This is a genomic window from Amycolatopsis methanolica 239 (assembly GCF_000739085.1).
Taxonomy (GTDB): domain Bacteria; phylum Actinomycetota; class Actinomycetes; order Mycobacteriales; family Pseudonocardiaceae; genus Amycolatopsis_E; species Amycolatopsis_E methanolica.
Window position 1 is genome coordinate 6,419,773 of sequence record NZ_CP009110.1, and the last position, 21,088, is coordinate 6,440,860.

The 21,088-nt window shown below is 71.5% G+C and carries 24 protein-coding genes and 3 pseudogenes; 14 read left to right on the forward strand and 13 right to left on the reverse strand.

Annotation, left to right across the window (positions count from 1 at the left end; genetic code table 11):
• Nucleotides 1–18 precede the first annotated feature (18 nt).
• From AMETH_RS31185 to AMETH_RS31205, 6 genes and pseudogenes are all read right to left on the reverse strand, one after another.
• Nucleotides 19–771 carry an urease accessory protein UreD gene (locus tag AMETH_RS31185; RefSeq protein WP_017985150.1) on the reverse strand — a complete coding sequence of 251 codons (753 nt, stop codon included), beginning with the start codon at nt 769–771 and terminating at the stop codon, nt 19–21.
• Nucleotides 768–1,466 carry an urease accessory protein UreG gene (gene ureG / locus AMETH_RS31190; protein WP_026153545.1) on the reverse strand — a complete coding sequence of 233 codons (699 nt, stop codon included), beginning with the start codon at nt 1,464–1,466 and terminating at the stop codon, nt 768–770. Before ureG ends, AMETH_RS31185 begins: the two co-directional genes overlap by 4 nt.
• Nucleotides 1,456–2,011 (reverse strand): annotated as a pseudogene (locus tag AMETH_RS37535) (urease accessory protein UreF). The gene ureG and the pseudogene AMETH_RS37535 overlap by 11 nt, the downstream one beginning before the upstream one ends.
• A pseudogene (locus AMETH_RS31195) lies at nt 2,011–3,707 on the reverse strand (urease subunit alpha). Before AMETH_RS31195 ends, AMETH_RS37535 begins: the two co-directional pseudogenes overlap by 1 nt.
• Nucleotides 3,708–3,712: 5 nt before the next feature.
• Nucleotides 3,713–3,999, reverse strand: a pseudogene (locus AMETH_RS31200) (urease subunit beta); the annotation flags it as partial.
• 10 nt (nt 4,000–4,009) lie between these two features.
• The gene (locus AMETH_RS31205) at nt 4,010–4,312 is read right to left on the reverse strand and encodes an urease subunit gamma (protein WP_020486746.1); all 303 of its coding nucleotides are present in this window, start codon (nt 4,310–4,312) and stop codon (nt 4,010–4,012) included.
• Between the two features lie 242 nt (nt 4,313–4,554).
• Here AMETH_RS31205 and AMETH_RS31210 point away from each other — a divergent pair, with 242 nt between their 5' ends.
• Nucleotides 4,555–5,697: a citrate synthase 2 gene (locus tag AMETH_RS31210; RefSeq protein WP_026153546.1), complete on the forward strand. Its 1,143-nt coding sequence runs from the start codon at nt 4,555–4,557 to the stop codon at nt 5,695–5,697.
• A 22-nt stretch (nt 5,698–5,719) separates the two neighbouring features.
• On the opposite strand, the gene AMETH_RS31215 is transcribed toward AMETH_RS31210, so the two are convergent.
• Both AMETH_RS31215 and AMETH_RS31220 read right to left on the reverse strand, forming a co-directional pair.
• Complete coding sequence (locus AMETH_RS31215; RefSeq protein ID WP_017985156.1) at nt 5,720–6,880, reverse strand: MFS transporter; 1,161 nt, start codon at nt 6,878–6,880, stop codon at nt 5,720–5,722.
• A 45-nt stretch (nt 6,881–6,925) separates the two neighbouring features.
• Complete coding sequence (locus AMETH_RS31220; protein ID WP_017985157.1) at nt 6,926–7,327, reverse strand: RidA family protein; 402 nt, start codon at nt 7,325–7,327, stop codon at nt 6,926–6,928.
• Between the two features lie 32 nt (nt 7,328–7,359).
• Here AMETH_RS31220 and AMETH_RS31225 point away from each other — a divergent pair, with 32 nt between their 5' ends.
• Genes AMETH_RS31225 through serC form a run of 3 tightly spaced genes read left to right on the forward strand, consistent with a single transcriptional unit; the run spans nt 7,360 to nt 10,501 of the window.
• Entirely contained in the window at nt 7,360–7,965 is a 606-nt protein-coding gene (locus AMETH_RS31225) for a TetR/AcrR family transcriptional regulator (protein ID WP_038533614.1), read from the forward strand.
• Between the two features lie 4 nt (nt 7,966–7,969).
• Nucleotides 7,970–9,322, forward strand: coding sequence for a serine hydrolase domain-containing protein (locus tag AMETH_RS31230; protein ID WP_017985159.1), 1,353 nt, complete (start codon nt 7,970–7,972; stop codon nt 9,320–9,322).
• Nucleotides 9,323–9,376: 54 nt separating this feature from the next.
• Nucleotides 9,377–10,501, forward strand: coding sequence for a phosphoserine transaminase (gene serC / locus AMETH_RS31235; protein ID WP_017985160.1), 1,125 nt, complete (start codon nt 9,377–9,379; stop codon nt 10,499–10,501).
• On the opposite strand, the gene AMETH_RS31240 is transcribed toward serC, so the two are convergent.
• Nucleotides 10,409–11,638 (reverse strand): glycosyltransferase 87 family protein, encoded by a 1,230-nt coding sequence (locus AMETH_RS31240; protein ID WP_223842981.1) that lies wholly within the window; start codon nt 11,636–11,638, stop codon nt 10,409–10,411. The genes serC and AMETH_RS31240 overlap by 93 nt on opposite strands.
• Nucleotides 11,639–11,722: 84 nt before the next feature.
• Between AMETH_RS31240 and sepH the strand changes: the two genes are divergently transcribed.
• Nucleotides 11,723–12,499, forward strand: a complete 777-nt coding sequence (gene sepH / locus AMETH_RS31245) for a septation protein SepH (protein ID WP_017985162.1) — start codon at nt 11,723–11,725, stop codon at nt 12,497–12,499.
• Between the two features lie 157 nt (nt 12,500–12,656).
• On the opposite strand, the gene AMETH_RS31250 is transcribed toward sepH, so the two are convergent.
• Genes AMETH_RS31250 through AMETH_RS31260 form a run of 3 tightly spaced genes read right to left on the reverse strand, consistent with a single transcriptional unit; the run spans nt 12,657 to nt 14,451 of the window.
• Nucleotides 12,657–13,010, reverse strand: coding sequence for an MmcQ/YjbR family DNA-binding protein (locus AMETH_RS31250; protein WP_017985163.1), 354 nt, complete (start codon nt 13,008–13,010; stop codon nt 12,657–12,659).
• Complete coding sequence (locus AMETH_RS31255) at nt 13,010–13,606, reverse strand: DUF2537 domain-containing protein (protein WP_017985164.1); 597 nt, start codon at nt 13,604–13,606, stop codon at nt 13,010–13,012. The genes AMETH_RS31250 and AMETH_RS31255 overlap by 1 nt, the downstream gene beginning before the upstream one ends.
• A gap of 35 nt (nt 13,607–13,641) precedes the next feature.
• A complete protein-coding gene (locus AMETH_RS31260) occupies nt 13,642–14,451 on the reverse strand; it encodes a TrmH family RNA methyltransferase (RefSeq protein WP_017985165.1) in 810 nt (269 codons plus the stop codon).
• Between the two features lie 227 nt (nt 14,452–14,678).
• On the opposite strand from AMETH_RS31260, the gene AMETH_RS31265 reads away from it, so the two are divergent.
• From AMETH_RS31265 to AMETH_RS31280, 4 genes are all read left to right on the forward strand, one after another.
• Complete coding sequence (locus AMETH_RS31265; RefSeq protein WP_017985166.1) at nt 14,679–16,181, forward strand: glutamate-cysteine ligase family protein; 1,503 nt, start codon at nt 14,679–14,681, stop codon at nt 16,179–16,181.
• Nucleotides 16,182–16,257: 76 nt separating this feature from the next.
• A complete protein-coding gene (locus AMETH_RS31270) occupies nt 16,258–16,917 on the forward strand; it encodes a biliverdin-producing heme oxygenase (protein ID WP_017985167.1) in 660 nt (219 codons plus the stop codon).
• 163 nt (nt 16,918–17,080) lie between these two features.
• Nucleotides 17,081–17,701, forward strand: coding sequence for a superoxide dismutase (locus AMETH_RS31275; protein WP_017985168.1), 621 nt, complete (start codon nt 17,081–17,083; stop codon nt 17,699–17,701).
• A 97-nt stretch (nt 17,702–17,798) separates the two neighbouring features.
• Entirely contained in the window at nt 17,799–18,587 is a 789-nt protein-coding gene (locus AMETH_RS31280; protein WP_017985169.1) for an arylamine N-acetyltransferase family protein, read from the forward strand.
• An 88-nt stretch (nt 18,588–18,675) separates the two neighbouring features.
• Here AMETH_RS31280 and AMETH_RS31285 read toward each other — a convergent pair whose 3' ends face one another.
• On the reverse strand, nt 18,676–19,107 hold the full coding sequence (locus AMETH_RS31285; protein WP_017985170.1) for a MarR family winged helix-turn-helix transcriptional regulator: 432 nt from the start codon (nt 19,105–19,107) through the stop codon (nt 18,676–18,678).
• A 78-nt stretch (nt 19,108–19,185) separates the two neighbouring features.
• Between AMETH_RS31285 and AMETH_RS41050 the strand changes: the two genes are divergently transcribed.
• The 5 genes from AMETH_RS41050 to AMETH_RS31295 all read left to right on the forward strand — a co-directional run bounded on the left by AMETH_RS41050 (nt 19,186) and on the right by AMETH_RS31295 (nt 20,992).
• Nucleotides 19,186–19,362 carry a hypothetical protein gene (locus AMETH_RS41050; RefSeq protein WP_223842982.1) on the forward strand — a complete coding sequence of 59 codons (177 nt, stop codon included), beginning with the start codon at nt 19,186–19,188 and terminating at the stop codon, nt 19,360–19,362.
• Between the two features lie 305 nt (nt 19,363–19,667).
• Nucleotides 19,668–19,979, forward strand: coding sequence for an MBL fold metallo-hydrolase (locus tag AMETH_RS41055; RefSeq protein WP_223842983.1), 312 nt, complete (start codon nt 19,668–19,670; stop codon nt 19,977–19,979).
• A gap of 238 nt (nt 19,980–20,217) precedes the next feature.
• Nucleotides 20,218–20,394, forward strand: a complete 177-nt coding sequence (locus AMETH_RS38330) for a hypothetical protein (protein ID WP_156131754.1) — start codon at nt 20,218–20,220, stop codon at nt 20,392–20,394.
• Nucleotides 20,391–20,549, forward strand: a complete 159-nt coding sequence (locus tag AMETH_RS38335) for a hypothetical protein (protein ID WP_020486747.1) — start codon at nt 20,391–20,393, stop codon at nt 20,547–20,549. Before AMETH_RS38330 ends, AMETH_RS38335 begins: the two co-directional genes overlap by 4 nt.
• Entirely contained in the window at nt 20,546–20,992 is a 447-nt protein-coding gene (locus AMETH_RS31295) for a hypothetical protein (RefSeq protein ID WP_017985173.1), read from the forward strand. Before AMETH_RS38335 ends, AMETH_RS31295 begins: the two co-directional genes overlap by 4 nt.
• Nucleotides 20,993–21,088 lie beyond the last annotated feature (96 nt).

Below are 21,088 nucleotides of genomic sequence, written 5' to 3' on the forward strand. Positions count from 1 at the left end.
TTACTCACCCGTAACAGCTCACGTTAGGGCCTGGGGAGCCACTCCGAAAGCCAGCGAACGGTGACACCTGCCACGGCCCAGCAGCTCCTCCGCGGTGACCGCATCGGGGGCGAGCGCGGTGATCAGGTAGCCCGCGACCGGCAGCGGCGTCACCGCCCACCAGTCGCCGCTCGACGGCTCCACCACTTCGTCGCCGACCAGCAGTTCGGCCGCCAGCACGCGGTGCCCGGCGAGGACGGCGGCGCTCGCGTCGAGCGCCGGGTCGCCGACGGTGAGGGTCTGGTCCAGCACCGGCCTGCCGCCGGAGGTGACGCGCTGCGACGTGGTGAGCCGTCCGGGTGCTTCACCCGCGCGGCCGAGAACCAGCACCTCGCGCGTGCGGAAACGTGCGGTCTCGTCGAGCGTCGCGACCAGGTCCGCGGTGTGCCGCGCCCGCGCGGTGACCACGGTCGGCTCTGGCAGGTACGCGAGCGACCCACCGGCGCCGACCTCGACGCGCACGGACGACCGGCTGGCCGCCGCGGCAGGCCCGGGCAGCGCGAGCGTCGCGGCGACGCCGGACAGGCGCAGGTCCGCCCCCGGCCCGACCACGACCTCCAGCACCAGCTCGTCCCCGCCGAGCGGGGAGGTGGCCGAGTTGACCAGGTGGACCTGGGCCGCCGCACCGGACGTCCGCCGCGGCACCAGCGTCAGCGGCGGCATCGACTTCAGCTCCCGCAGCACCGTCCGCCCGCCGGCGACCTCGGCGACGAGCCGGGCGTGCGCCTTCACCCGGCCAGCTGCTTGCGCACCCAGGCCGCCACGTCGGGCGCGTCCGGTGTGCGCACCAGCGACTGGGTGATCACCGGCAGCTCCCCGCGCATGCGGCGGGCGTCGGAGGTCATCACGTCCATGTCGGCGTTCACCAGGTGGGCGATGTCGATCTTGTTGATCACCAGCAGGTCCGCCGTCGTGACACCCGGCCCGCCCTTGCGCGGCACCTTGTCCCCGCCCGCGACGTCGACCACGAAGATCTGGCTGTCCGCCAGCCCGCGGCTGAACACCGCGGTCAGGTTGTCCCCACCGCTTTCGATGATCACCAGCTCCAGGCCGGGGAACCGCTCCTCCAGCCGTTCCACCGCATCCAGGTTGGCGGTGATGTCGTCGCGGATCGCGGTGTGCGGGCAGGCGCCGGTCTGCACGGCCTCGATGCGCGCGGGGTCGAGCACCCCGGCCTTGCGCAGGAAGTCGGCGTCCTCGGTGGTGTAGATGTCGTCGGTCACGACGGCGAGGTCGATCTCGTTCCCGAGCGCGCGGCACAGCGCGGCGGTCAGCGCGATCTTGCCGCTGCCGACCGGCCCGCCGATGCCGATGCGGAAGGCCCGGCCGCGGGACGGCGGCGCCTCGTAGCGGTCGGGTTCGGTGGCCGTCGGGTCGAAGTTGACCGGGTGCACGTGGCCGTGCCCGTGTCCGTGTTCAGCTGGCAAAGAGACGCACCTCTTCCTGCTGGTGGCGCAGGTGTGCTTCGGCGAGCAGGTCGAGCGCCGGTGATCCCGGGGGACGGCAGCCGCACCGCCGCGCTCGCCGGCCCGCTGACCGCGAGGTAGGCGACGGCCAGGGCCGCGTCCCGCGGTGTGCCGCCGGAAACAGCGGTGAGCGCGCCGGTGATGATCGGGTGGTGCGGCCGCGGGGTGGCCGTCAGCAGCTCGTCGATCACCGGTGACGGCCAGGCGATCCGGCCGGCGCGCGCGGTGCCCCGCCCCTGGGCGCGCGAGGCCGCGCGCTGAGCCGGTGACGGCGTGCGGGCGTCGAGTTCCTCGTCCAGCCGCGTCCACTGCCTGCACACGACGGACGCGGCGGCGAAGGCGGCGGCCAGGTATCCGGCCGTCCACACGCGACCGTGCAGGAACCCCGGCAGGTCGCGCACCTCGCGGATCAGCCCGCGGGCCACGGCTTCCTCCAGGCCACCGGAGTGCACGTGGCCGCCGCCCGGGAACCGGGAATCGGCCAGCAGGATCGCGGAGATGCCCATCAGAACAGGAAGTACCGCTGGGCCATGGGCACCGGCTGCGGCTCGATCAGCTCGCCGTCCACGTGCACCGCGAAGCTGTCCGCATCGACCTGGATGTCCGGCAGCGCGTCGTTGAGCACCATGTCGGCCTTCGTCACGCGGCGCACGTTGCGCACCGGCACCAGCGGCCGGGTCACCGGAAGTTCGGTGCCGAGCGCTTGCGGCGCGACGAACAGGCTGCTCGCCGCGGCCACGGACGGCGCGGCGCCGAACATGGGCCGCGCGAGCACCGGCTGCGGGGTCGGGATGGACGCGTTCGCGTCGCCCATCGCGGCCCACGCGACGAACCCGCCCTTCAGCACCACGTGCGGCTTCACGCCGAAGAACTTGGGCTCCCACAACACCAGGTCGGCGAGCTTGCCGACCTCGACCGAGCCGATCTCGCCGTCCATCCCGTGCGCGATGGCCGGGTTGATCGTGTACTTGGCGACATAGCGACGGGCCCGCAGGTTGTCCGCGGCGCCGTCGCCGGGCAGTGCTCCACGGCGGCGTTTCATCACGTGCGCGGTCTGCCAGGTGCGGATGATCACCTCGCCGATCCGGCCCATCGCCTGCGAGTCCGAGCTCATCATCGAGATGGCGCCGAGGTCGTGCAGCACGTCCTCGGCCGCGATGGTGCTCGGGCGTGATCCGGCTCTCGGCGAAGGCCAGGTCCTCCGGCACCGACGGGTTGAGGTGGTGGCACACCATGAGCATGTCGAGGTGCTCGTCGAGGGTGTTGACCGTGTGCGGGCGGGTCGGGTTGGTCGACGAGGGCAGGAAGTTCGGCAGCCCGGCGACCTTGATGATGTCCGGCGCGTGCCCGCCGCCGGCGCCCTCGGTGTGGTAGGCGTTGATCGACCGGCCGGCCACTGCGTCCATAGTGGACTCCAGGAACCCGGCCTCGTTGAGGGTGTCGGTGTGGATCGCCACCTGCACGCCGGATTCGTCGGCAACCGACAGGCACGCGTCGATCGCGGCGGGCGTGGTGCCCCAGTCCTCGTGCAGCTTGAACCCGCCGGCGCCGGCCACGAGCTGCTCGCGCAGCGCTTCCGGCCGGACCGTGTTCCCCTTGCCCAGCAACAGGACGTTGACCGGCTGGCCGTCCATCGCCTGCAGCATCCGGGCCAGGTTCCACGGCCCCGGCGTGACCGTGGTGGCCTTCGTGCCCTCCGATGGGCCCGTGCCGCCGCCGACGAGCGTGGTCAGGCCGGAGGCCAGCGCGGTGTCGACGAGCTGCGGGCAGATGAAGTGGACGTGGCAGTCGACGCCGCCCGCCGTGAGGATCTTCCCGTTGCCGGACAGGACCTCCGTGGCCGGCCCGATCACCAGGGCCGGATCGACGCCGTCCATGGTGTCCGGGTTGCCCGCCTTGCCGATGCCGACGATCCGGCCGTCGCGCACGCCGATGTCGGCCTTGACCACGCCCCAGTGGTCGAGCACGACGGTGCCGGTGATGACCAGGTCAGGCGCGCCCTCGGCGCGCGTCGCCATGCCCTGGCCCATCGACTCGCGGATCACCTTGCCGCCGCCGAAAGAGCACCTCGTCGCCGGAGCCCGCGCCCATGCTGCGGTCCTCGGTGACCTCGATGAGCAGGTCGGTGTCGGCAAGCCGGATCCGGTCGCCGGTCGTCGGCCCGAACAGCTCGGCGTAGCGCTCACGGTCGATGCTGGTCACTCGGCTTCCTTCCGCAGTCCCGGCACCACGCCGCGGCCGGCCAGCGGCACCAGGTCGACCTCGCGCTCGACGCCCGGCTCGAAGCGGACGGAGGTGCGGCGGGGATGTCCAGGCGGTGACCGCGCGCGGCCGCCCGGTCGAATTCGAGCGCCGGGTTCGTCACCGCGAAGTGGTAGTGGGAGCCGACCTGCACCGGACGGTCACCGGTGTTGGTCACCCGCACCCGCACGCGTGGACGACCCGGGTTCAACTGCACGGGTGATTCCGCCGGGATGATCTCTCCGGGACGCACGCGGTGCTCCTCAGACGATCGGGTCGTGCACGGTGACGAGCTTCGCGCCGTCCGGAAAGGTGGCTTCGACCTGGACCGAGTCGACCATCTCGGGCACGCCGTCGAGCACCTGCTCCCTGGACAGCACGGACCGGCCGCTGGACATCAGCTCGGCGACGGTGCGGCCGTCGCGGGCGCCCTCCAGGACGTGGTCGGTGATGAGCGCGACGGCCTCCGGGTAGTTCAGCCGGACGCCGCGCTCCAGCCGCCGCCGTGCCACGTCGGCGGCGACGTGGACCAGCAACTTGTCGCGCTCCTGGGGGCTCAAGGGCATGCGCTCAGGTCTATCACCGCGCAGACGGCGACACGCAGGCGCGAAACACAGGATTTACGCGCGAACGGCTCATCCAGCTGAATCGTTCTCGTAATCGTGACCGAAACCACCGCTTTCTTCGATTGCCCCTAGGCCGTTCGAGGGGCATGGTGTGGTCACCGTGCGACGAGGCGCCCCCGAGCGCGTCACGCGCGCGTAACAACTCCATGTCGGGGAAAAATGCGCAGCGAAAGGTTTCACCAGTGACTACCTCAGCGCCCGTTGCGAACAACACTGAACCGGACGACGGGTTCAAGCCCGGTCTGGAAGGCGTGGTCGCCTTCCGCACCCAGATCGCCGAGCCGGACCGCAACGGCGGCGCGCTGCGCTACCGGGGCGTGGACATCGAAGACCTGGCAGGCAAGGTCAGCTTCGGCGACGTCTGGGGCCTGCTGGTCGACGGCCACTTCGGCAACGGCCTCGCGCCCGCCGAGCCGTTCCCGATCCCCGTGCACACCGGCGACGTCCGGGTCGACGCGCAGGCCGCGCTCGCGATGGTCGCGCCGATCTGGGGTTTCCGGCCGCTGCTGGACATCAGCGACGAGGAGGCGCGGGAAAACCTCGCGCGCGCCTCGGTGATGGCGTTGTCGTACGTGGCGCAGTCCGCGCGCGGGGTCGGGGTGCCTGCCGTGCCGCAGTCCGCGGTCGACGCCGGGCAGACGATCACCGAGCGGTTCATGATCCGCTGGCGCGGCGAGCCGGACCCGGCGCACGTCAAGGCCGTGGACGCGTACTGGGTGTCGGCGGCGGAGCACGGCCTGAACGCCTCGACGTTCACCGCGCGCGTGATCGCGTCGACGGGCGCCGACGTCGCGGCTGCGTTGTCCGGCGCGATCGGCGCGATGTCCGGGCCGCTGCACGGCGGCGCGCCCGCGCGGGTGCTGCCGATGATCGAAGCGGTCGAGAAGGAAGGCGACGCGCGCAAGGTGGTCAAGGGGATCCTCGACCGCAAGGAGCGCCTGATGGGCTTCGGGCACCGGGTGTACCGGGCCGAGGACCCGCGGGCCCGCGTGCTGCGGCGGACGTGCCGCGAGCTCGGCGCCGCGCGGTACGAAGTGGCCGAGGCACTGGAGCAGGCCGCGCTGGCCGAACTGCGCGAGCGGCGCCCGGACCGCGCGATCGAGACGAACGTGGAGTTCTGGGCGGCGGTGATCCTGGACTTCGCGCAGGTCCCGACGCACATGATGCCGGCCATGTTCACCTCGGCGCGCACCGCCGGCTGGGCGGCGCACATCCTGGAGCAGAAGCAGACCGGCCGTCTCGTCCGCCCCTCGGCGAGCTACGTCGGCCCCGGCCCGCGCTCCCCGGAGGAGGTCGAGGGCTGGTCGGCGGTCAAGCCGCTGTAGTCCGTCGCGGAAGGCCCCGGCATCACCGCGGTTCCGGGGCCTTCTCGCGTACTGTCACCGCGCGCAGCACCGGGCGCACCAGGACCGCGCCGGCCAGGAGGATCACCGCCGCGCCGAGGCAGGCCACCCGCCAGCCGGAACCGGTGCCGTAGAGCAGGCCGGCGGTGAAGGCGCCGATGGTGGCGCCGAGCAGCGTCGCGCTCTCGTAGATACCCATCGCCCGGCCGAGGCTCACCCCCGCGGCCTCGGCCACGATCTCCTGCTCGACTGGGATCGCCGCGGCGAACGCCGCCGCCGACAGCACCCACATCCCGGCCAGCACGAGTGGATTCGGCGCGAACGACAGCCCCACCGCGAAGACCGCGCTGCACCCCATCGCCAGCGACAGCACCGTCGTGCGGCCCAGCCGCCCGGTCACCTTATGCAGGTACTCCGGGAGCGTCGTGTAGACGATGAACCCGGGCAGGAACACCCCGGCGATTTCGTTCAGCTGCAGGTGGTGCCCGCGCTGCAGGTGCATGAGCAGCAACAGCGCCACGCCCGCCTCGGCGAGCGCGGTGATCACCACGAGCAACAGCATCGGCCGCAACCACCGGCCCAGCTGCCTGAACCCCTGCCCGGTCGTCCGCGGTGCGGCCGCCCCGGTCGGCGCGAGCATCACCGCCGCCGTCACGGCGCAGGCGGCCGCGCCGAACCAGAACACGCCGCGGTATTCGATGCGGGGCACCAGGGTCATGGCGGCCACGAAGGCGATCCACGTGCCGCCACCCTCGGACGAGAACAGTTTGCTGAACGCGGCTTTGTCGTTGTCGAGCTCTTCGCCGACACGGGCACGCAGAGCCACCCAGAAGATCGCCCCGCCCGCCCCGCCGAGCACCGCGGCCGCGAAAGCCGGCCCCAGCCCCGGGGTGAGCGCGTACCCGGCGAACGACAGTCCATAGAGGACAGCGCCGATGGCGGCCAGCCGTCCGCGGTCGAACCGGTCGGCGAGCGCCCCCGCGAGCGGCCGCACCACGAACGACACCAGAGTCTCCAGCGCCGTCAACGCCCCCACCCCGGCCGCGCTCGCGCCCAGCGCGCTGCCCGCCCACAGCGGCAGGAAGAAATCCAGGACCTCGACCGGCCCGCGCATCAGTGCCGCGGCCAGCTCGTTCTGACTCGCGCGGCGTTTCCCCTGCGCCATCGCAACCCCCAGGTTTCGAGATACGATCGTATCTTAAAGCGAGGGTCAAGCGATTTCGGCAACTCCGTCGATCTCGACGAGAACGCCCTCACGGACGAGCTCCGCCACCACCGTCGTGCGCGCGGGCAGTACCGGGCAGTCGGCGAAGAACTCCTGGTAGACCCGGTTGAAGGCGGCGAAGTTCGCACGGTCGCCCAGGTAGCAGGTGCATTTGACGATCAGGTCCTTGCGGCTGCCCGCCGTGACGAAGACCGCCACGAGGTTCGTCAGCACCTGGCGCACCTGGGCGTCGAGGTCGGCCGGGATTTCGTGCGTGGCCGGGTCGAGCGGCCCCTGCCCGGAGGTGAAGACCAGGTCACCGGTGCGGATGGCCTGGGACAGCGGCGGCTCGGTGCCGTCAGGGAAACGGACGAACGGAGCCGTGTCGGTGTGGATTCTCTCGATCATGCGCGCCATCCTGGCGCACTAGGGTGAAAACCGTGCCCAAGATCGTGGACCGCGAGCAGCGCCGCCGGGAGATCGCGGAAGCCGTGCTCCGGCTGATCGCCAGGGAGGGCATCGAAGCGGTCAGCGTCCGGACCGTCGCCACCGAGGCCGGGCTCTCCGCGGGCGCCGTGCAGAAGTACTTCGCCACCCGCGACGAGCTGTTCCGCTTCGCGTTCGACCTCACCGGCGAGTACATCGAGCAGCGCTGGATGCGGGTCCCGCAGGGCCATTTGCTCACCATGCTGCGCGCGCTGGTCGCCGAGGCCCTGCCGCTGGACGACCAGCGCCGCGCCGAGGTCATCGTCGTCCTCGCGTTCGCCGCGCGCGCCGCCGTCCTCCCGGAGTGGGCCGACCACCTGCGCGAGGGCTACGAGTTCATGCGCGCGCAGACCGCCGACTTCCTCGGCCAGGCCCAGCTCCACGGACACGTCCGCGACGACCTGGACACTGGCAAGCTCGCCGATGTCGTCGTCGCCCTCACCGACGGCTTCGCCCAGCACCTGCTGCAGGCCCCGCCCGGCTCGGAGCTGCACCGCCGACTGCTCGGCTCGCTCGAGTTCGCCCTCACGGAGCTCCTCGCGCCCCGCGCGGCAGAATGACGGCATGCTGCCCAGCACCGAGTTCGCCCTGCTCCGCCGCCTCTCCCTGGAACAGGTGAACGGCCGCGCGCCGTCGATGGTCGCCGCGGTCGTCCGCGACGGCGAGGTCGCCTGGTGGGGCGCGCGGGGCACCGTCGAGGGCGCCGCGCCCGACGACGACACCCAGTACCGCCTCGGCTCGATCACCAAGTCGATCGTGGCCGCGCTCGTGATGCGCCTGCGCGACGAGGGCCGCCTCGACCTCAACGACCCGTTGGACAAGCACGTCCCCGGCACGAGCTTCGGCGCCTCCACCGTCGGGCAGCTGCTCTCGCACACCGGCGGGCTGACGTCGGAGTCCCCCGGCTCGTGGTGGGAGCGCAGTGAAGGCGGCGACTGGGCCACCCTCGAAGCGAGCCTCGCCCAGGACGCGCTGAAGAACCGCCCGGGCAGCCGGTTCCACTACTCCAACGTCGGCTACGGCGTGCTCGGCGAACTGGTCGCCCGCCACCGCGGCACCGACTGGCTGACCGCGCTCAACCGCGAGGTCCTCGAACCGCTGGGCATGTCGCGCACGACGCCGCACCCCACCGGCAAGCACGCGCACGGCTGGGCGGTGCACCCGTTCGCCGACCTGCTGCTGCCCGAGCCCAGCCCGGACGCCGGCGCGATGGCCCCGGCCGGGCAGCTGTGGTCCACGGTCCGCGACCTGGCCCGCTGGACCGCGTTCGTCGGCGGTGACAGCGCGGACGTGCTCAGCCCGGACACCGTGGCCGAGATGCGCGCGGTCGCCACGGTCGACGACGCCGACGCCTGGACCTCCGGCTACGGCCTCGGCCTGCAGGTCCTGCGCCACCAGGGCAGGCGGCTGGCCGGGCACACCGGCTCGATGCCCGGCTTCCTCGCCTGCACGCTGGTCGACGAGGTCACCGGCACGGGCGCGCTGACCTTCGCCAACACCACCTCCGGCCCGGCGATCCTCGGCCTGGTGGTCGACCTCATCTCGATCGCAGACGAGCAGGAGCCGAACCTGCCCGAGGAGTGGCGCCCCTCCGAGGTGGACCGGTCGCTGCTCACCCTCACCGGCCTGTGGCACTGGGGCCCGACGCCGTACCACCTGCGGCTGATCCCGGGCGGCATGCTGAGCCTCGCCCCGGTCAACGGCATGGGCCGGGCGTCCCGGTTCCGCCCGGTCGCGCAGGACAAGTGGCTCGGGCTGGACGGCTACTACGCCGGCGAGACGCTGCGCGTCGGCCGCGACACCGACGGCACGCCGCGGCACCTGGACCTGGCGACGTTCGTCTTCACGCGCACCCCGTACGACCCGGCGGCGCCCGTCCCCGGCGGCGTCGACCCGGAGGGCTGGCGTACCGCATAGTGGGACCCGCCACCGCCGTCACGCGGCGGAAACACGACCTGCGAGACTGGGTCCATGACCGATGAGCTGACCATTCCGGCTGAACTGAAGCCCTCCGACGGGCGCTTCGGCTGCGGACCGTCCAAGGTCCGGGCGGAGCAGCTGGCGAACCTCGCTTCCGAGGGCGCCGCCTACATGGGCACCTCCCACCGGCAGAAGCCGGTGAAGTCCCTCGTCGGACGGGTGCGCTCCGGTCTGTCCCAGCTCTTCTCCCTGCCCGACGGCTACGAGGTGGTGCTCGGCAACGGCGGCACCACGGCGTTCTGGGACGCCGCCGCGTTCGGGCTGGTGAACGAGCGGGCGCAGCACTTCACCTACGGCGAGTTCTCGTCGAAGTTCGCCAAGGTGACCTCGGACGCGCCGTTCCTGGGCGACTCGATCGTCGTCAAGGCCGAGCCTGGCAGCGCCCCGGAGATCGCCTACGAGCAGGGCGCGGACCTGGTCGGCTGGGCGCACAACGAGACGTCGACCGGTGTCGCGGTGCCGGTGCGCCGCCCCGCGGGCAGCGAGGGCGCGCTCGTCGCGATCGACGCCACCTCGGGCGCCGGCGGCCTGCCGGTCAAGGCCGAGGACTTCGACGTCTACTACTTCGCGCCGCAGAAGTGCTTCGCCTCCGACGGCGGTCTGTGGCTGGCGCTGATGTCGCCCGCGGCGATCGAGCGGGTGGAGAAGATCGGTTCCAGCGGCCGGTGGATCCCCGAGTTCCTGTCGCTGCCCACGGCGCTGGACAACTCGCGCAAGGACCAGACGTACAACACCCCGGCGGTGGCGACGCTGTTCCTGCTGGCCGACCAGATCGAGTGGATGCTGTCCAACGGCGGTCTCGACTGGGCGGTCTCGCGCACGCAGGACTCCTCGACACGGCTGTACGAGTGGGCCGAGGAGACCAGCTACACCGTGCCGTTCGTGAAGGACCCGTCGCTGCGCTCGCAGGTCGTGGGCACCATCGACTTCGTGGACGAGGTCGACGCGGCGCAGGTCGCGAAGGTGCTGCGCGCCAACGGCATCGTCGACGTCGAGCCGTACCGCAAGCTGGGCCGCAACCAGCTACGCGTCGGCATGTTCCCCGCGATCGAGCCGGGCGACGTCACGGCCCTGACCAGCTGCATCGAGTGGGTCGTCGAGCGGCTTGGGGACTAGTCCCAGCACGAGGAGCAGCAGCACGCCGGTGAGCACGTAGCTCTCGGCGAGCGGCCAGGCGCTCTGGTGGTCCCACAGCGGGCTGACCACGAACACCACTGTCGCGAGGGCGGCGGTTCCGAGCACGAGCGGCCGGAACCGCCGCCCTCGCCACGTCAGGACCCCGATCACCGGCGCCGCCCACACCCAGTGGTGGGTCCAGGACACCGGTGAGACCAGCAGCGCACCGACCGCGCACGCCAGCAGCGCGACCACGGCGTCGGCGCGCCGCATCACCAGCACGGTGACGACGAGGATGACGGCCACCGCGACCAGCCAGGGCCAGGTCGGCGCGCCGAGCCGGGCGAGCAGGCCGTGCAGGGACTGGTTGCCGATGTAGCCGGGGTCGCCGACCCGCTCCCTCTGGAAGACCAGTTTCGTCCAGTAGGTGACCGACGCCTGCGGCGCGATCGCCCACGCCAGGGCCGCGCAGCCGGCGAACGTCGCGACCGCTCGTCCGGCGGCGCGGAAGTCCTTGCGCAGCAAGAAGAACAGCACAAACGCGGCCGGGGTCAGCTTGACCGCGGCGGCGAGCCCGACCAGGAATCCGCGGCGGCGGACCGGGGCGAGCGCGTCGACCGCGACGAGCAGCACGAGCAGCAGGTTGATCTGCCCGAACCCGAGCGTGGCGCGCACCGGCTCGCTGAACAACGCCACCGCCTGGACGATCAGCGCGGCGCCGCCGAACACGTGCAGCCGCCGGTCGTACCGCGAAAAGCACAACGCGAGCACCGCACCGAGCGCGACGACGGACACGACGGTGATCCCGACGAGCGCGACATCGCGCGGAATCACCAGCAACGGCGCGAAAGCGAACGCGGCGAACGGCGGATAGGTGAACGGCAGGAGTGTTCCGTTCCGCGTGGGCGGCAATGGGCCGTACGGGTCACCGCGGTCGAAGAACGCCTGCGCGCCGAGCCGGTAGACGTCCAGATCCAGGCCGTCCAACCGTTTCCACGCCAGCAGGATCCCGACCAGCACGACTTCGATCGCCACTCCCGTGGCCAGCAGCCTCCGCCCCACCGCGCAATACTCGCGGATCCTGATCACCGGGGTCCCGTCCGGGTGGCCGAACGGGTGGAATTGCTGCAAGATCAACCAAAAAGTGTCGGCGCGCCTGCCCCGACAAGCGGACGCGCCGACCTACCGTGAACATCCGAAGGTGAAGTCAGGAGGAAGCGGATGCGGACGCTGAGAGTGGTCGGGCTGCACGAGGACGGTAAGTCCATCGTGTGCGAAGACCCGGCGCGGCGCGAGCGTTTCCTCCTGCCCGCCGATGAGAAGCTGCGCGCGGCCGTCCGGGGCGACGTGCCGAGGCTCGGGCAGATCGAAATCGAGACGGAGAGCCAGATGCGACCACGCGAGATCCAGGCCCGGATCCGGGCCGGCGAGTCGGTGCAGCAGGTCGCGGACGCCGCCGGGGTTTCGGTGGAACGGGTGGAGCGGTTCGCGTACCCGGTGCTGCTGGAGCGGTCCCGCACCGCCGAGCTGGCGCAGTCGGCGCACCCGGTCCGCGAGGACGGCCCGGACCTGCGGACGCTCGGCGAGATCGTGGCCTACGCGTTCGGTGTGCGGGGCCAGGACTACTCGCAGGCGTCGTGGGACGCCTGGCGCGGCGACGACGGCCGATGGATCGTGGCGCTCCGGTGGACCGCGGGACGCTCCGACAACGCCGCGCACTGGCAGTTCTCGGCCGGCGCGCACGGCGGCACGGTCACCGCGCTGGACGAGCACGCCGAGGACCTGCTGGACCCACACCGCACGCCGCGGACGCTTCGGGCGGTGGGCGCGGAGGCCGAGCCCCTGCCGGAGCCCGAGCCGGTGGACGAGCAGCCCACGCTCGACATCGACGCGCAGCCCGACCCGTCGGCCGCCAAGCCGAAGCCGAAGAAGAAGGCCCACCCAGCGGTCCCGGCCTGGGAAGACGTCCTACTGGGAGTCCGCAGCCAACGCGGCTGAGCCACGCCCTTGATCTCTGCACCCCAAGGTAGCTGGGTGGTCATCCCTTGATCTTTAGACCCGCCACACGCCCCCCGGTGGCGGTGTTGGCGACCGCGTGGACCGCCCCGACGCGGCGCGGCGCGAACCGCTCCGGCCGCGCGAACGCCCGCTTCCGTCAGCCCTCCAGCCGCGCGACCAGTGACTTCGGCGCCACCGTGCGATAGGCCTCGCGCACGACGGCCCGCACCTCGGCCCAGTCCACGGGCACGTCGAGGTATACCCCGAGCCACCCGCGGTGCCCGACGTAGGGCGGCCGGAAGAACCGGTCCGGCTCGGCCGCGACCATCTCCCCCTGCGCTCCGGGCGGCGCGGCGCACCAGCACGCCACCCGGTCGTCGTGGTGGTGGTCGGCGTACATCACGAACGTCCTGCGGCCGCGGACGAACCACGCCGGCTCGCCGTGGCTGAGCCGCTCCTCCACCTCCGGCAGGGCCAGGCAGATCGCGCGCAGCGGCTCGAGCGGGTCCATCAGAACACGACGGCCAGCACGCCGAACCAGGACAGCACGACCCCGGCCGCCGCGCCCAGCGCGACCCACCGGATGATCGGCAGCTTCCGCGCCAGCCACAGCGACGGCGCGATCCCGGCGGTGACCACGACCGCCGCCAACAGCACCAGCCAGCCCGCGGTCTCCGCGGCCAGCGCTGTCGCGAGCGCCATCATCGCGACGATCACCACCGCCGCCACGAACCCGGCCACCACCAGCCCTGTCACCCACGGCGTCGGCTCGTCCCCGACACCGGCGAACAGCCGCGGCGACTCATCGGCGCGCGGTGGCGGCGGCACGACCACCTGCTCACCGGTCACCGGGTCCACGTAGTGCACGGGCGTGCCCATCACCCCGGCGACGCGCGAAGCCAGCTGCTGCCCGCGCCGGGACACCACGGTCGCGGCCTCGCTCGGGTCGTTCGCCGACCGCCGCAGCGCCGCGGCGACCTGTGCCCACTCGTGCAGCGCGTCGGCCAGTTCGACACCCAGCGCCAGGCTGTGGGGGTTGATCTCGCGCGTGTACACGTCACCGTGCCCCTTGAGCACGGCGCGGTCGCCGCGGACCCGCAATTCCACGCATGCACCTTTCCGGCCGTCACGCCAGGACGTCGTCAATTTACCGCTGCGGCGAGCTCGTAGAAGGCCACCGCCGCGGCAGTGGCCACGTTGAGCGAGTCGACGCCTTCGCTCATCGGGATCCGCACCGCGACGTCGGCGCTGTCCAGCGCTTCCGCGGTCAGGCCCGGCCCCTCCGAACCGAGCAGCAGGGCCGTCCGGCCGCCGTCGGCGGCGACCTCGCGGAGAGTCCGCGCGTCCGCGCGCGGCGTCAGCGCCGCCACCCGGAACCCCGCCGCCCGGACCCGCTCCAGCCCGGACGGCCACGGTGTCAGTGCGGCGAACGGCACCCGCAGCACGTTGCCCATCGACACCCGCACGCTCCGCCGGTACAGCGGGTCCGCGCAGCCGGCGCCGAGCAGCACGCCGTCGACCCCGAGCGCGGCCGCGTTGCGGAACAGGGCGCCGATGTTCTCGTGGTCGCCGACGCCCTCCAGCACGGCGACCACCCGCGAGCGCGCGAGGATCTCGTCCGCGTCCGGCTGGGGCGCGCGGTCGGCCACCGCGAGCACGCCGCGGTTGAGGTGGAACCCGACGACCTCCGCCATCACCTCGGCCGACGTGACGTACGCCGGCACCGGCACGTCCGCAAGATCGGGCGCGAGTTCGTCGATCCGCCGCTCGACGCCCAGCAGGGCCCGCGGCGGGTACGCTGACGCGAGCAGGCGCCGGACCACCACGGTGCCCTCGGCGATCACCAGGCCGCGCCCGCCCGGCCGGTCCGGTCGCCGGTCGGCCGTGGAGAGGTCCCGGAAGTCGTCGAGCCTGGGATCACCCTCGTCTTCGGTTCGCACGATCTGCGCCACGGCATGAAGTCTGCGGCTTCGGGGTAGATCCTCCGTCGTCGGGGTGGGTGCTCCGAACGTCATGCGTATCACTGGGCCGAACGGAGCAGCGGGGGCCGCGGTGGGGCACGTCATGGCGGAGCCACCGTTTTGGCCGATGACCTCGTGACGATCGCTGTGCGACCGTAGTCGGCCGGGGTGCCGCGGCGATCACCACAGCAGCGGCCGAGGACAAGAGCAGGGATGGCATGGGCAAGGACGTGTCGGCGGAAGCCTTCAGCCCCCGGGACCGGGCGCGGTACCGGCACAAGCTCCAGCGGTGCCTGGACACCCTGGCCAGGATGCTCGCCGACGACAGCTTCTCGTTCCCGCGAAGACACATCGGGCTCGAGGTCGAACTGAACCTGGTGGACGACCGGCTGCGGCCGTCGATGTCGAACAGCGCCGTGCTGGAGGCGCTGGACGACGAATCCTTCACCACGGAACTCTCCCAGCACAACATCGAGCTGAACGTGCCGCCGCGCCCGCTCGCCGGGAAGTCCGCGATCGCGCTGGAGCACGACCTGGTCGGCTACCTGGGCGAGGCCGACCGGAACGCGACGGCCGCGGGCGCTCGGCTGGCCGTGATCGGCATCCTGCCGACGCTGGCGGAGGACCACTTCGACCAGAAGTGGATCACCAACAACACCCGCTACACGCTGCTCAACGACCAGATCTTCGCCGCCCGCGGGGAGAACATGACGCTGTCGATGGACGGCGCCCCGCTCGGCGGGCACAACCCGGAGCGGTTGCGCGCCTACTCGGAGTCCATCCTGCCCGAGGCCGCGTGCACGTCGGTGCAGTTGCACGTGCAGGTGGCGCCGGAGGAGTTCGCCACCCACTGGAACGCCGCGCAGTGCCTGGCCGGCGTGCAGGTGGCCGTCGGCGCGAACTCGCCATTCCTGCTCGGCAAGGCGCTGTGGCACGAGACCCGCATCCCGCTGTTCCTGCAGGCCACCGACACGCGTCCGGAGGAGCTGCGCAACCAGGGCGTGCGGCCGCGGGTGTGGTTCGGCGAGCGGTGGATCACCTCGATCTTCGACCTGTTCGAGGAGAACGTCCGTTACTTCCCTGGTCTGTTGCCGGAGACCGACCGCGAGGACCCGCTGGAGACCCTGGAGTCGGGGCAGGCGCCGAAGCTCACGGAACTGATGCTGCACAACGGAACCGTGTGGCGCTGGAACCGCCCGGTCTACGACGTGGTGGACGGCAAACCGCACCTGCGCGTGGAGAACCGCGTGCTGCCCGCCGGCCCGACCGTGCTCGACATGATGGCCAACGCGGCGTTCTTCTACGGCACGCAGCGGGCGCTCGCCGAGGCGGAGCGTCCGGTGTGGACACAGATGTCGTTCCAGGCGGCGGAGGAGAACCTGTATGCCGGGGCGCGCAACGGGTTCGACGCGCAGCTCTACTGGCCCGGCCAGGGCTGGGTGCCGCCGGACGAGCTGGTGCTGCGCGTGCTGCTGCCGCTCGCGATCGAGGGGCTGCGCAGCGCGGACGTGTCCGAAGCGGCCATCGACCGCTACCTCGGCGTCATCGAGCAGCGCTGCCTGACCCGCCGCAACGGTGCGTGGTGGCAGCGCACGGTGGTCACCGGGGCGGAGGACCGCGGCGCCGACCGCGACACCGCGCTGAGCACGATGCTCGGCCGCTACCTGGAACTGAGCCGGAGCGGGGAGGCCGTGCACACCTGGCCCGTGGACACTCCGTGATCAACCGGGCTCTGTTCGGGTCAATCCGGCATTGTTAGGGTAGCCTAAGTGACCGATGTCGCTTACAGTGCCACTCATGGCGGCTCCCCTCGCGGTTGACTCGGACCTGACCCAGACCCCGTTCTCGACCACCCTGAGGGAGTCGACACGGCGGGCGCACGACCGGGCGCACCACTCCCGGTACATGCGGGACCTGTTCAACGGCGACCTGGACCTGACAGAGTACGCCCGGCTGGCGGCCCAGTACTGGTTCATCTACCAGGCCATCGAGGAGGCCGCGGACGCGATGCGCCGCGACCCGGTCGGCGGCCGGTTCGTGTTCGACGAGCTGCGCCGGGTGCCCGCACTGGCGGCCGACCTGAAGTTCCTCTACGGCGAGCAGTGGCGGGACCGCGTCACGCCGGTCCCGGCGACCGAGGACTACGTGCACCGCATCCGCGCGGTCGCCTTCGACTGGGCCGGCGGCTACGTGGCCCACCACTACACGCGCTACCTCGGCGACCTCGCCGGCGGCCAGGCGGTGCGCAAGCTGCTGGCCAAGGCCCACGGCGTCGAGGGGCCGGGCGCGCTGTTCTACCACTTCGACGACATCGACAACGTCCCCGCGTTCCGAAAGCGGTACAAGGCGCTGCTCGACGACACCCCGTGGACGGGCGCCGAGCGCGACCGGATCGTCACCGAGACGCTGGTGGCCTTCGAGTTCAACATCGCGGTGCTCGACGACCTGGTGCCGTGATCATCCGCACACCCCGTTGACCTCCATCTAGCTGGAGATTGCAGGCTTGCCGCATGACCGGTTCCCGCAGTGCGGACAGCGGCTCCCCAGTTAGCTTCCTGCGCGCGCGAGGACTAGGTTTTGATACCGCAAGGGACTCTGCGTCAGACAAGAAGGAGGGCTGATGGCCCGCTACGAGCTTCCTGACCTCGACTACGACTACGGCGCGCTCGCCCCGCACATCTCGGGTCAGATCAACGAGCTGCACCACAGCAAGCACCACGCGACCTACGTCAAGGGCGCCAACGACACCCTGGACAAGCTCGCGGAGGCTCGGGACAAGGGCGACTTCGGCTCGATCGTCGGCCTGGAGACCACGCTGGCGTTCAACCTGGCCGGACACGCCAACCACGTGGTGTGGTGGAAGATCCTGTCCCCCGAAGGCGGCGACAAGCCGACCGGTGAGCTGGCCTCGGCGATCGACGAGGCGTTCGGCTCGTTCGACAAGTTCCAGGCGCAGTTCAACGCGGTCGCCACGACGATCCAGGGCAACGGCTGGGCCGCCCTGTCGTGGGACCCGATCGGCAAGACGCTGATCACGCAGCAGCTGCGCGACCACCACAACAACCTGATCCTGCCGACCGTGCCGATCCTGCTGGTCGACGTGTGGGAGCATGCCTTCTACCTCGACTACAAGAACGTCAAGGCGGACTACGTCAAGGCGCTGTGGAACGTCTACAACTGGGGCGAGATCAGCAAACGCTTCGACAACGCCGTTTCCGGCGGCAACGGCCTGCTCCTCTGAGCAAGCCTGATCGAGGGGTCCTTCCGCGCACCCGCGCGGACAGGGCCCTTCTTTTTTGCTTGACCTCGACCAGAGTGGAGGGTGCAGGCTGACCGGCATGGATGTCGACGCGTACCTGGCCCGCATCGGAGCCGCCCGCCCCGCCGCCCCCACCGCAGCGGCGCTGCGGGAGCTGCACGAAGCCCACCTGCTCACGGTGCCGTTCGAGAACCTCAGCGTGCACCTGCCCGAGCGGATCGTGCTGGACGAGGACGCGTTGTTCGACAAGGTCGTCCGGCGCCGCCGCGGCGGGTTCTGCTACGAGCTCAACGGCCTGTTCGGGGCCCTCCTGCGCGAACTGGGCTTCAGCGTGACCCTGCTGGGCGCCCGCGTGTACGGCGGCGGCCGGTGGGGCCCGCCGTTCGACCACCTGGCGCTGCGGGTCGACCTGGACGAGCCGTGGCTGGCCGACGTCGGCTTCGGCCGCTTCGCCCGCGACCCGCTGCGGCTGACGGCGTGCGAGCCGCAGACCGACCCCGAGGGCGAGTTCCTGGTGGTGGACGCGCCGGACGGGGACATCGAGGTGCGGCTGAACGGCGAGCCGGCCTACCGGCTGGAAAAGCGCCCGCGGCAGCTGTCCGACTTCGGGCCGACCTGCTGGTGGCAGGCCACTTCGCCGGAGTCGCACTTCACGCAGAACGTGCTGAGCACGATCTCGACGCCGTCCGGGCGGGTCACCCTGGCGGGCGACAAGCTGATCGAGACGGTCGACGGCAAGCGGGCCGAGCGCGAGCTGAGCGACGCGGAGAAGGTCGAGGCCTACCGCGTGCACTTCGGGATCGACATGAACGAAGCCCCGGTGCTGGGATCCTTCCCGGCACCGGGGCTCCGCCCGTTCCCGAACTGACTGCCGCTCCCACCACGAAGCGGACAAGCATTAGGTTAGCCTAACTTCACCAACCCCCGCAAGGGGGCGCTTCCGGGAGACCATCCGTTCACTCGTCGGTGTGGCCTCGGCGGACGATCGCCCGCTCCAGCAGGCCGTGGAGCGCGCGCTGTTCGCCGGCGTCGAGAGCGGCGAGCGGCGAGCGGCGCACGAGGAGGTCGAGGAGCTTGCCGCGCAGCTCCTCGCCCTTCGCGGTGAGGACGAGCTGACGGGCGCGGCGGTCGGTGGGGTGCGGCCGGCGTTCGACCAGCTCCAGCTTTTCGAGCTTGTCCACGACGAAGGTGGCGTTGGACGGCTCGCAGCTCATCCGCTCGGCCAGTTCGCGCATGGTCATCGGCCCGGTCATCTCGCGCAGCGCGGTCGCCTGCGGCGCGGTGAGCCCGAGAGCGGCGGCGCGCTCGCGGACGTGGTCGGCGATCTGCTGGGCCAGCCCGTTCACCAGCCCGCACAGCTCCCGTTCGGCGATGACCTGCGGTTCCATGCTGCCATCCTAGCGATACGTCAAGTCAGTACATTTTCAGCTTGAATGTTTCAAGCTTGATGCTTTACGGTCGGATGCATGATCACCTCTTCCGACGAGCGCCTGCGACGGCAGGCCGGCATCCACTCACTGCGGCTGAGCGACACGAGGGTGACGTTCGAGCCGGACGGCGTGGTGCACCTGCCGCCGCGCGGCTGGCTGCCGCACACCACCGACGAGTTCTGGCACGCCCACCCGGAGTACCTGGACGACTGAGGACACCTGGTGGCGAGCCTCGGCGGGCTGCTCGTCGAGCACGGCGACCGCGCGCTGCTCATCGACGCGGGCTTCGGGCCGGAGTCCCTGCCACCCGATCCGGGCACGCCGCGCGGTGCGATCCGCGGCGGCGCGCTGCCGGGGAACCTGGCCGCGCTCGGCCGGTCTCCCGCCGGCATCGAGGCGGTGGCGTTCACGCACCTGCCCCCGACCACACCGGCTGGGCCTGGCACCCCGCTCCCGACCGGCCTCTCTTCGCCCACGCGGACTACCTGGTCGCCGGACCGGAATGGGCGTCGCGCACCGTGCGGATCCGGATCAGCGCGGGCCACACCGCGGGGCACGCCGAGTACGTGATCACCGGCGGTGGGCAGCGGCTGATCGCGTTCGGCGACGCGCTGCACTCACCGGTCCAGGTGGACCACCCCGAGCTCTCGGCGGCGGTCGACCACGATCCGGCCCGCGCGGCCGCGCACCGCGCCCGCCTCGTCGCCGAACTGTCCGAACCGGACACGATCGGGTTCGGCATCCACTTCGCCGACGTGGTGTTCGGGCGGGTCCGGCGGGACGGTGGCGCACCGGCGTGGCAGCCCCTTTCCCCAACCGGGGATCACTGATCGAACTCGCTCGGTCACCGGATAGCGTTTGCCGTGTGAAGACGTCGACCGAGGCACCTTGTTAATGGTGCTCACCTCCGTCAGTGCCTTCTGACCTGGTCAGAGCCTACTTACGGAGGTCGCCGTCGTGGCCCACGACGTTCCCATCCCGCCCACATTCACGCCCCGGAGAGTCCTCGGTCTCCTGCTGGCCCTTCCCCTCGTAGCGATCGCCGTCGCCGCAGCACTGCAGGTCGCGATGCCGACTGCAGTGCAGGAACCCGTGGGGCGCCCGCTCGTGATCGAGACCCAGAACGGTGACCCGGACCGGGGCTGGTGCAACCAGCTCTCGACTCCGCAGCCGGCGCCGGACCTCGAGGCGCTCGCCGAGCAGATCCGCGCCGGCGTCGACTACCAGGCGCGGTGCGGCCGATGAGCGGGGCGACCGGCCGGCGCGCGGTCGTTGCGGTCGCGGTCCTGTTCGGCATCGTGCTCGTGACCCTCCTGGCCGGCCTCGTACCTGACGGGCCCGCGCGGTGCGAGATCCCCGGTCACCAGCGCACCAGCGTCGTCGAATGTGAGCAGCCATGACCAGCCTCTACGGCCCCGTCACCGACGCGGACCGCCGCGCCATGCAGCGCCGGCACCTGGCGGCGTTGAACGAGCTGGTCAAGCTCGGCATGACGCGCAAGCTGCCGCCTCTGGACTGGCACGTCCCGCACTCGTTCAGTCCCCTGGTGGGCATCGTGGGCGCGGTCGCCCCAGAGCACCACCCCCGGAACGTGTTCGGGGCGTGGCTGGACGCGCTCTCGCGCCACCCACGCGCCAAGGCGAAGCCGCTCGGGTTCCTCGGCACCGGCGCCACGCTGTCCGACAGGACGACGGCCAGCGGCGAAACCGAGCTGCTCGCGGCCTTCGACGTCCGGGCCGCCAAGGACGCCCCGAGGGTCGAGGTTGTCCTTCGAGCGAGCTGGTACGAGGCGGAGCTGGACCCCGACACCCGCGCTCTGTCGAAGCCGGCTCGGCGCACATGATGCGCCGAGTGGGCCGCGCGGCGAGCGCCGTGCTCGACCTCGCCGTGATGGTCGCCGTCACGCTGGTGCCGGCGCTGTGCCCCCGGATCAACAACC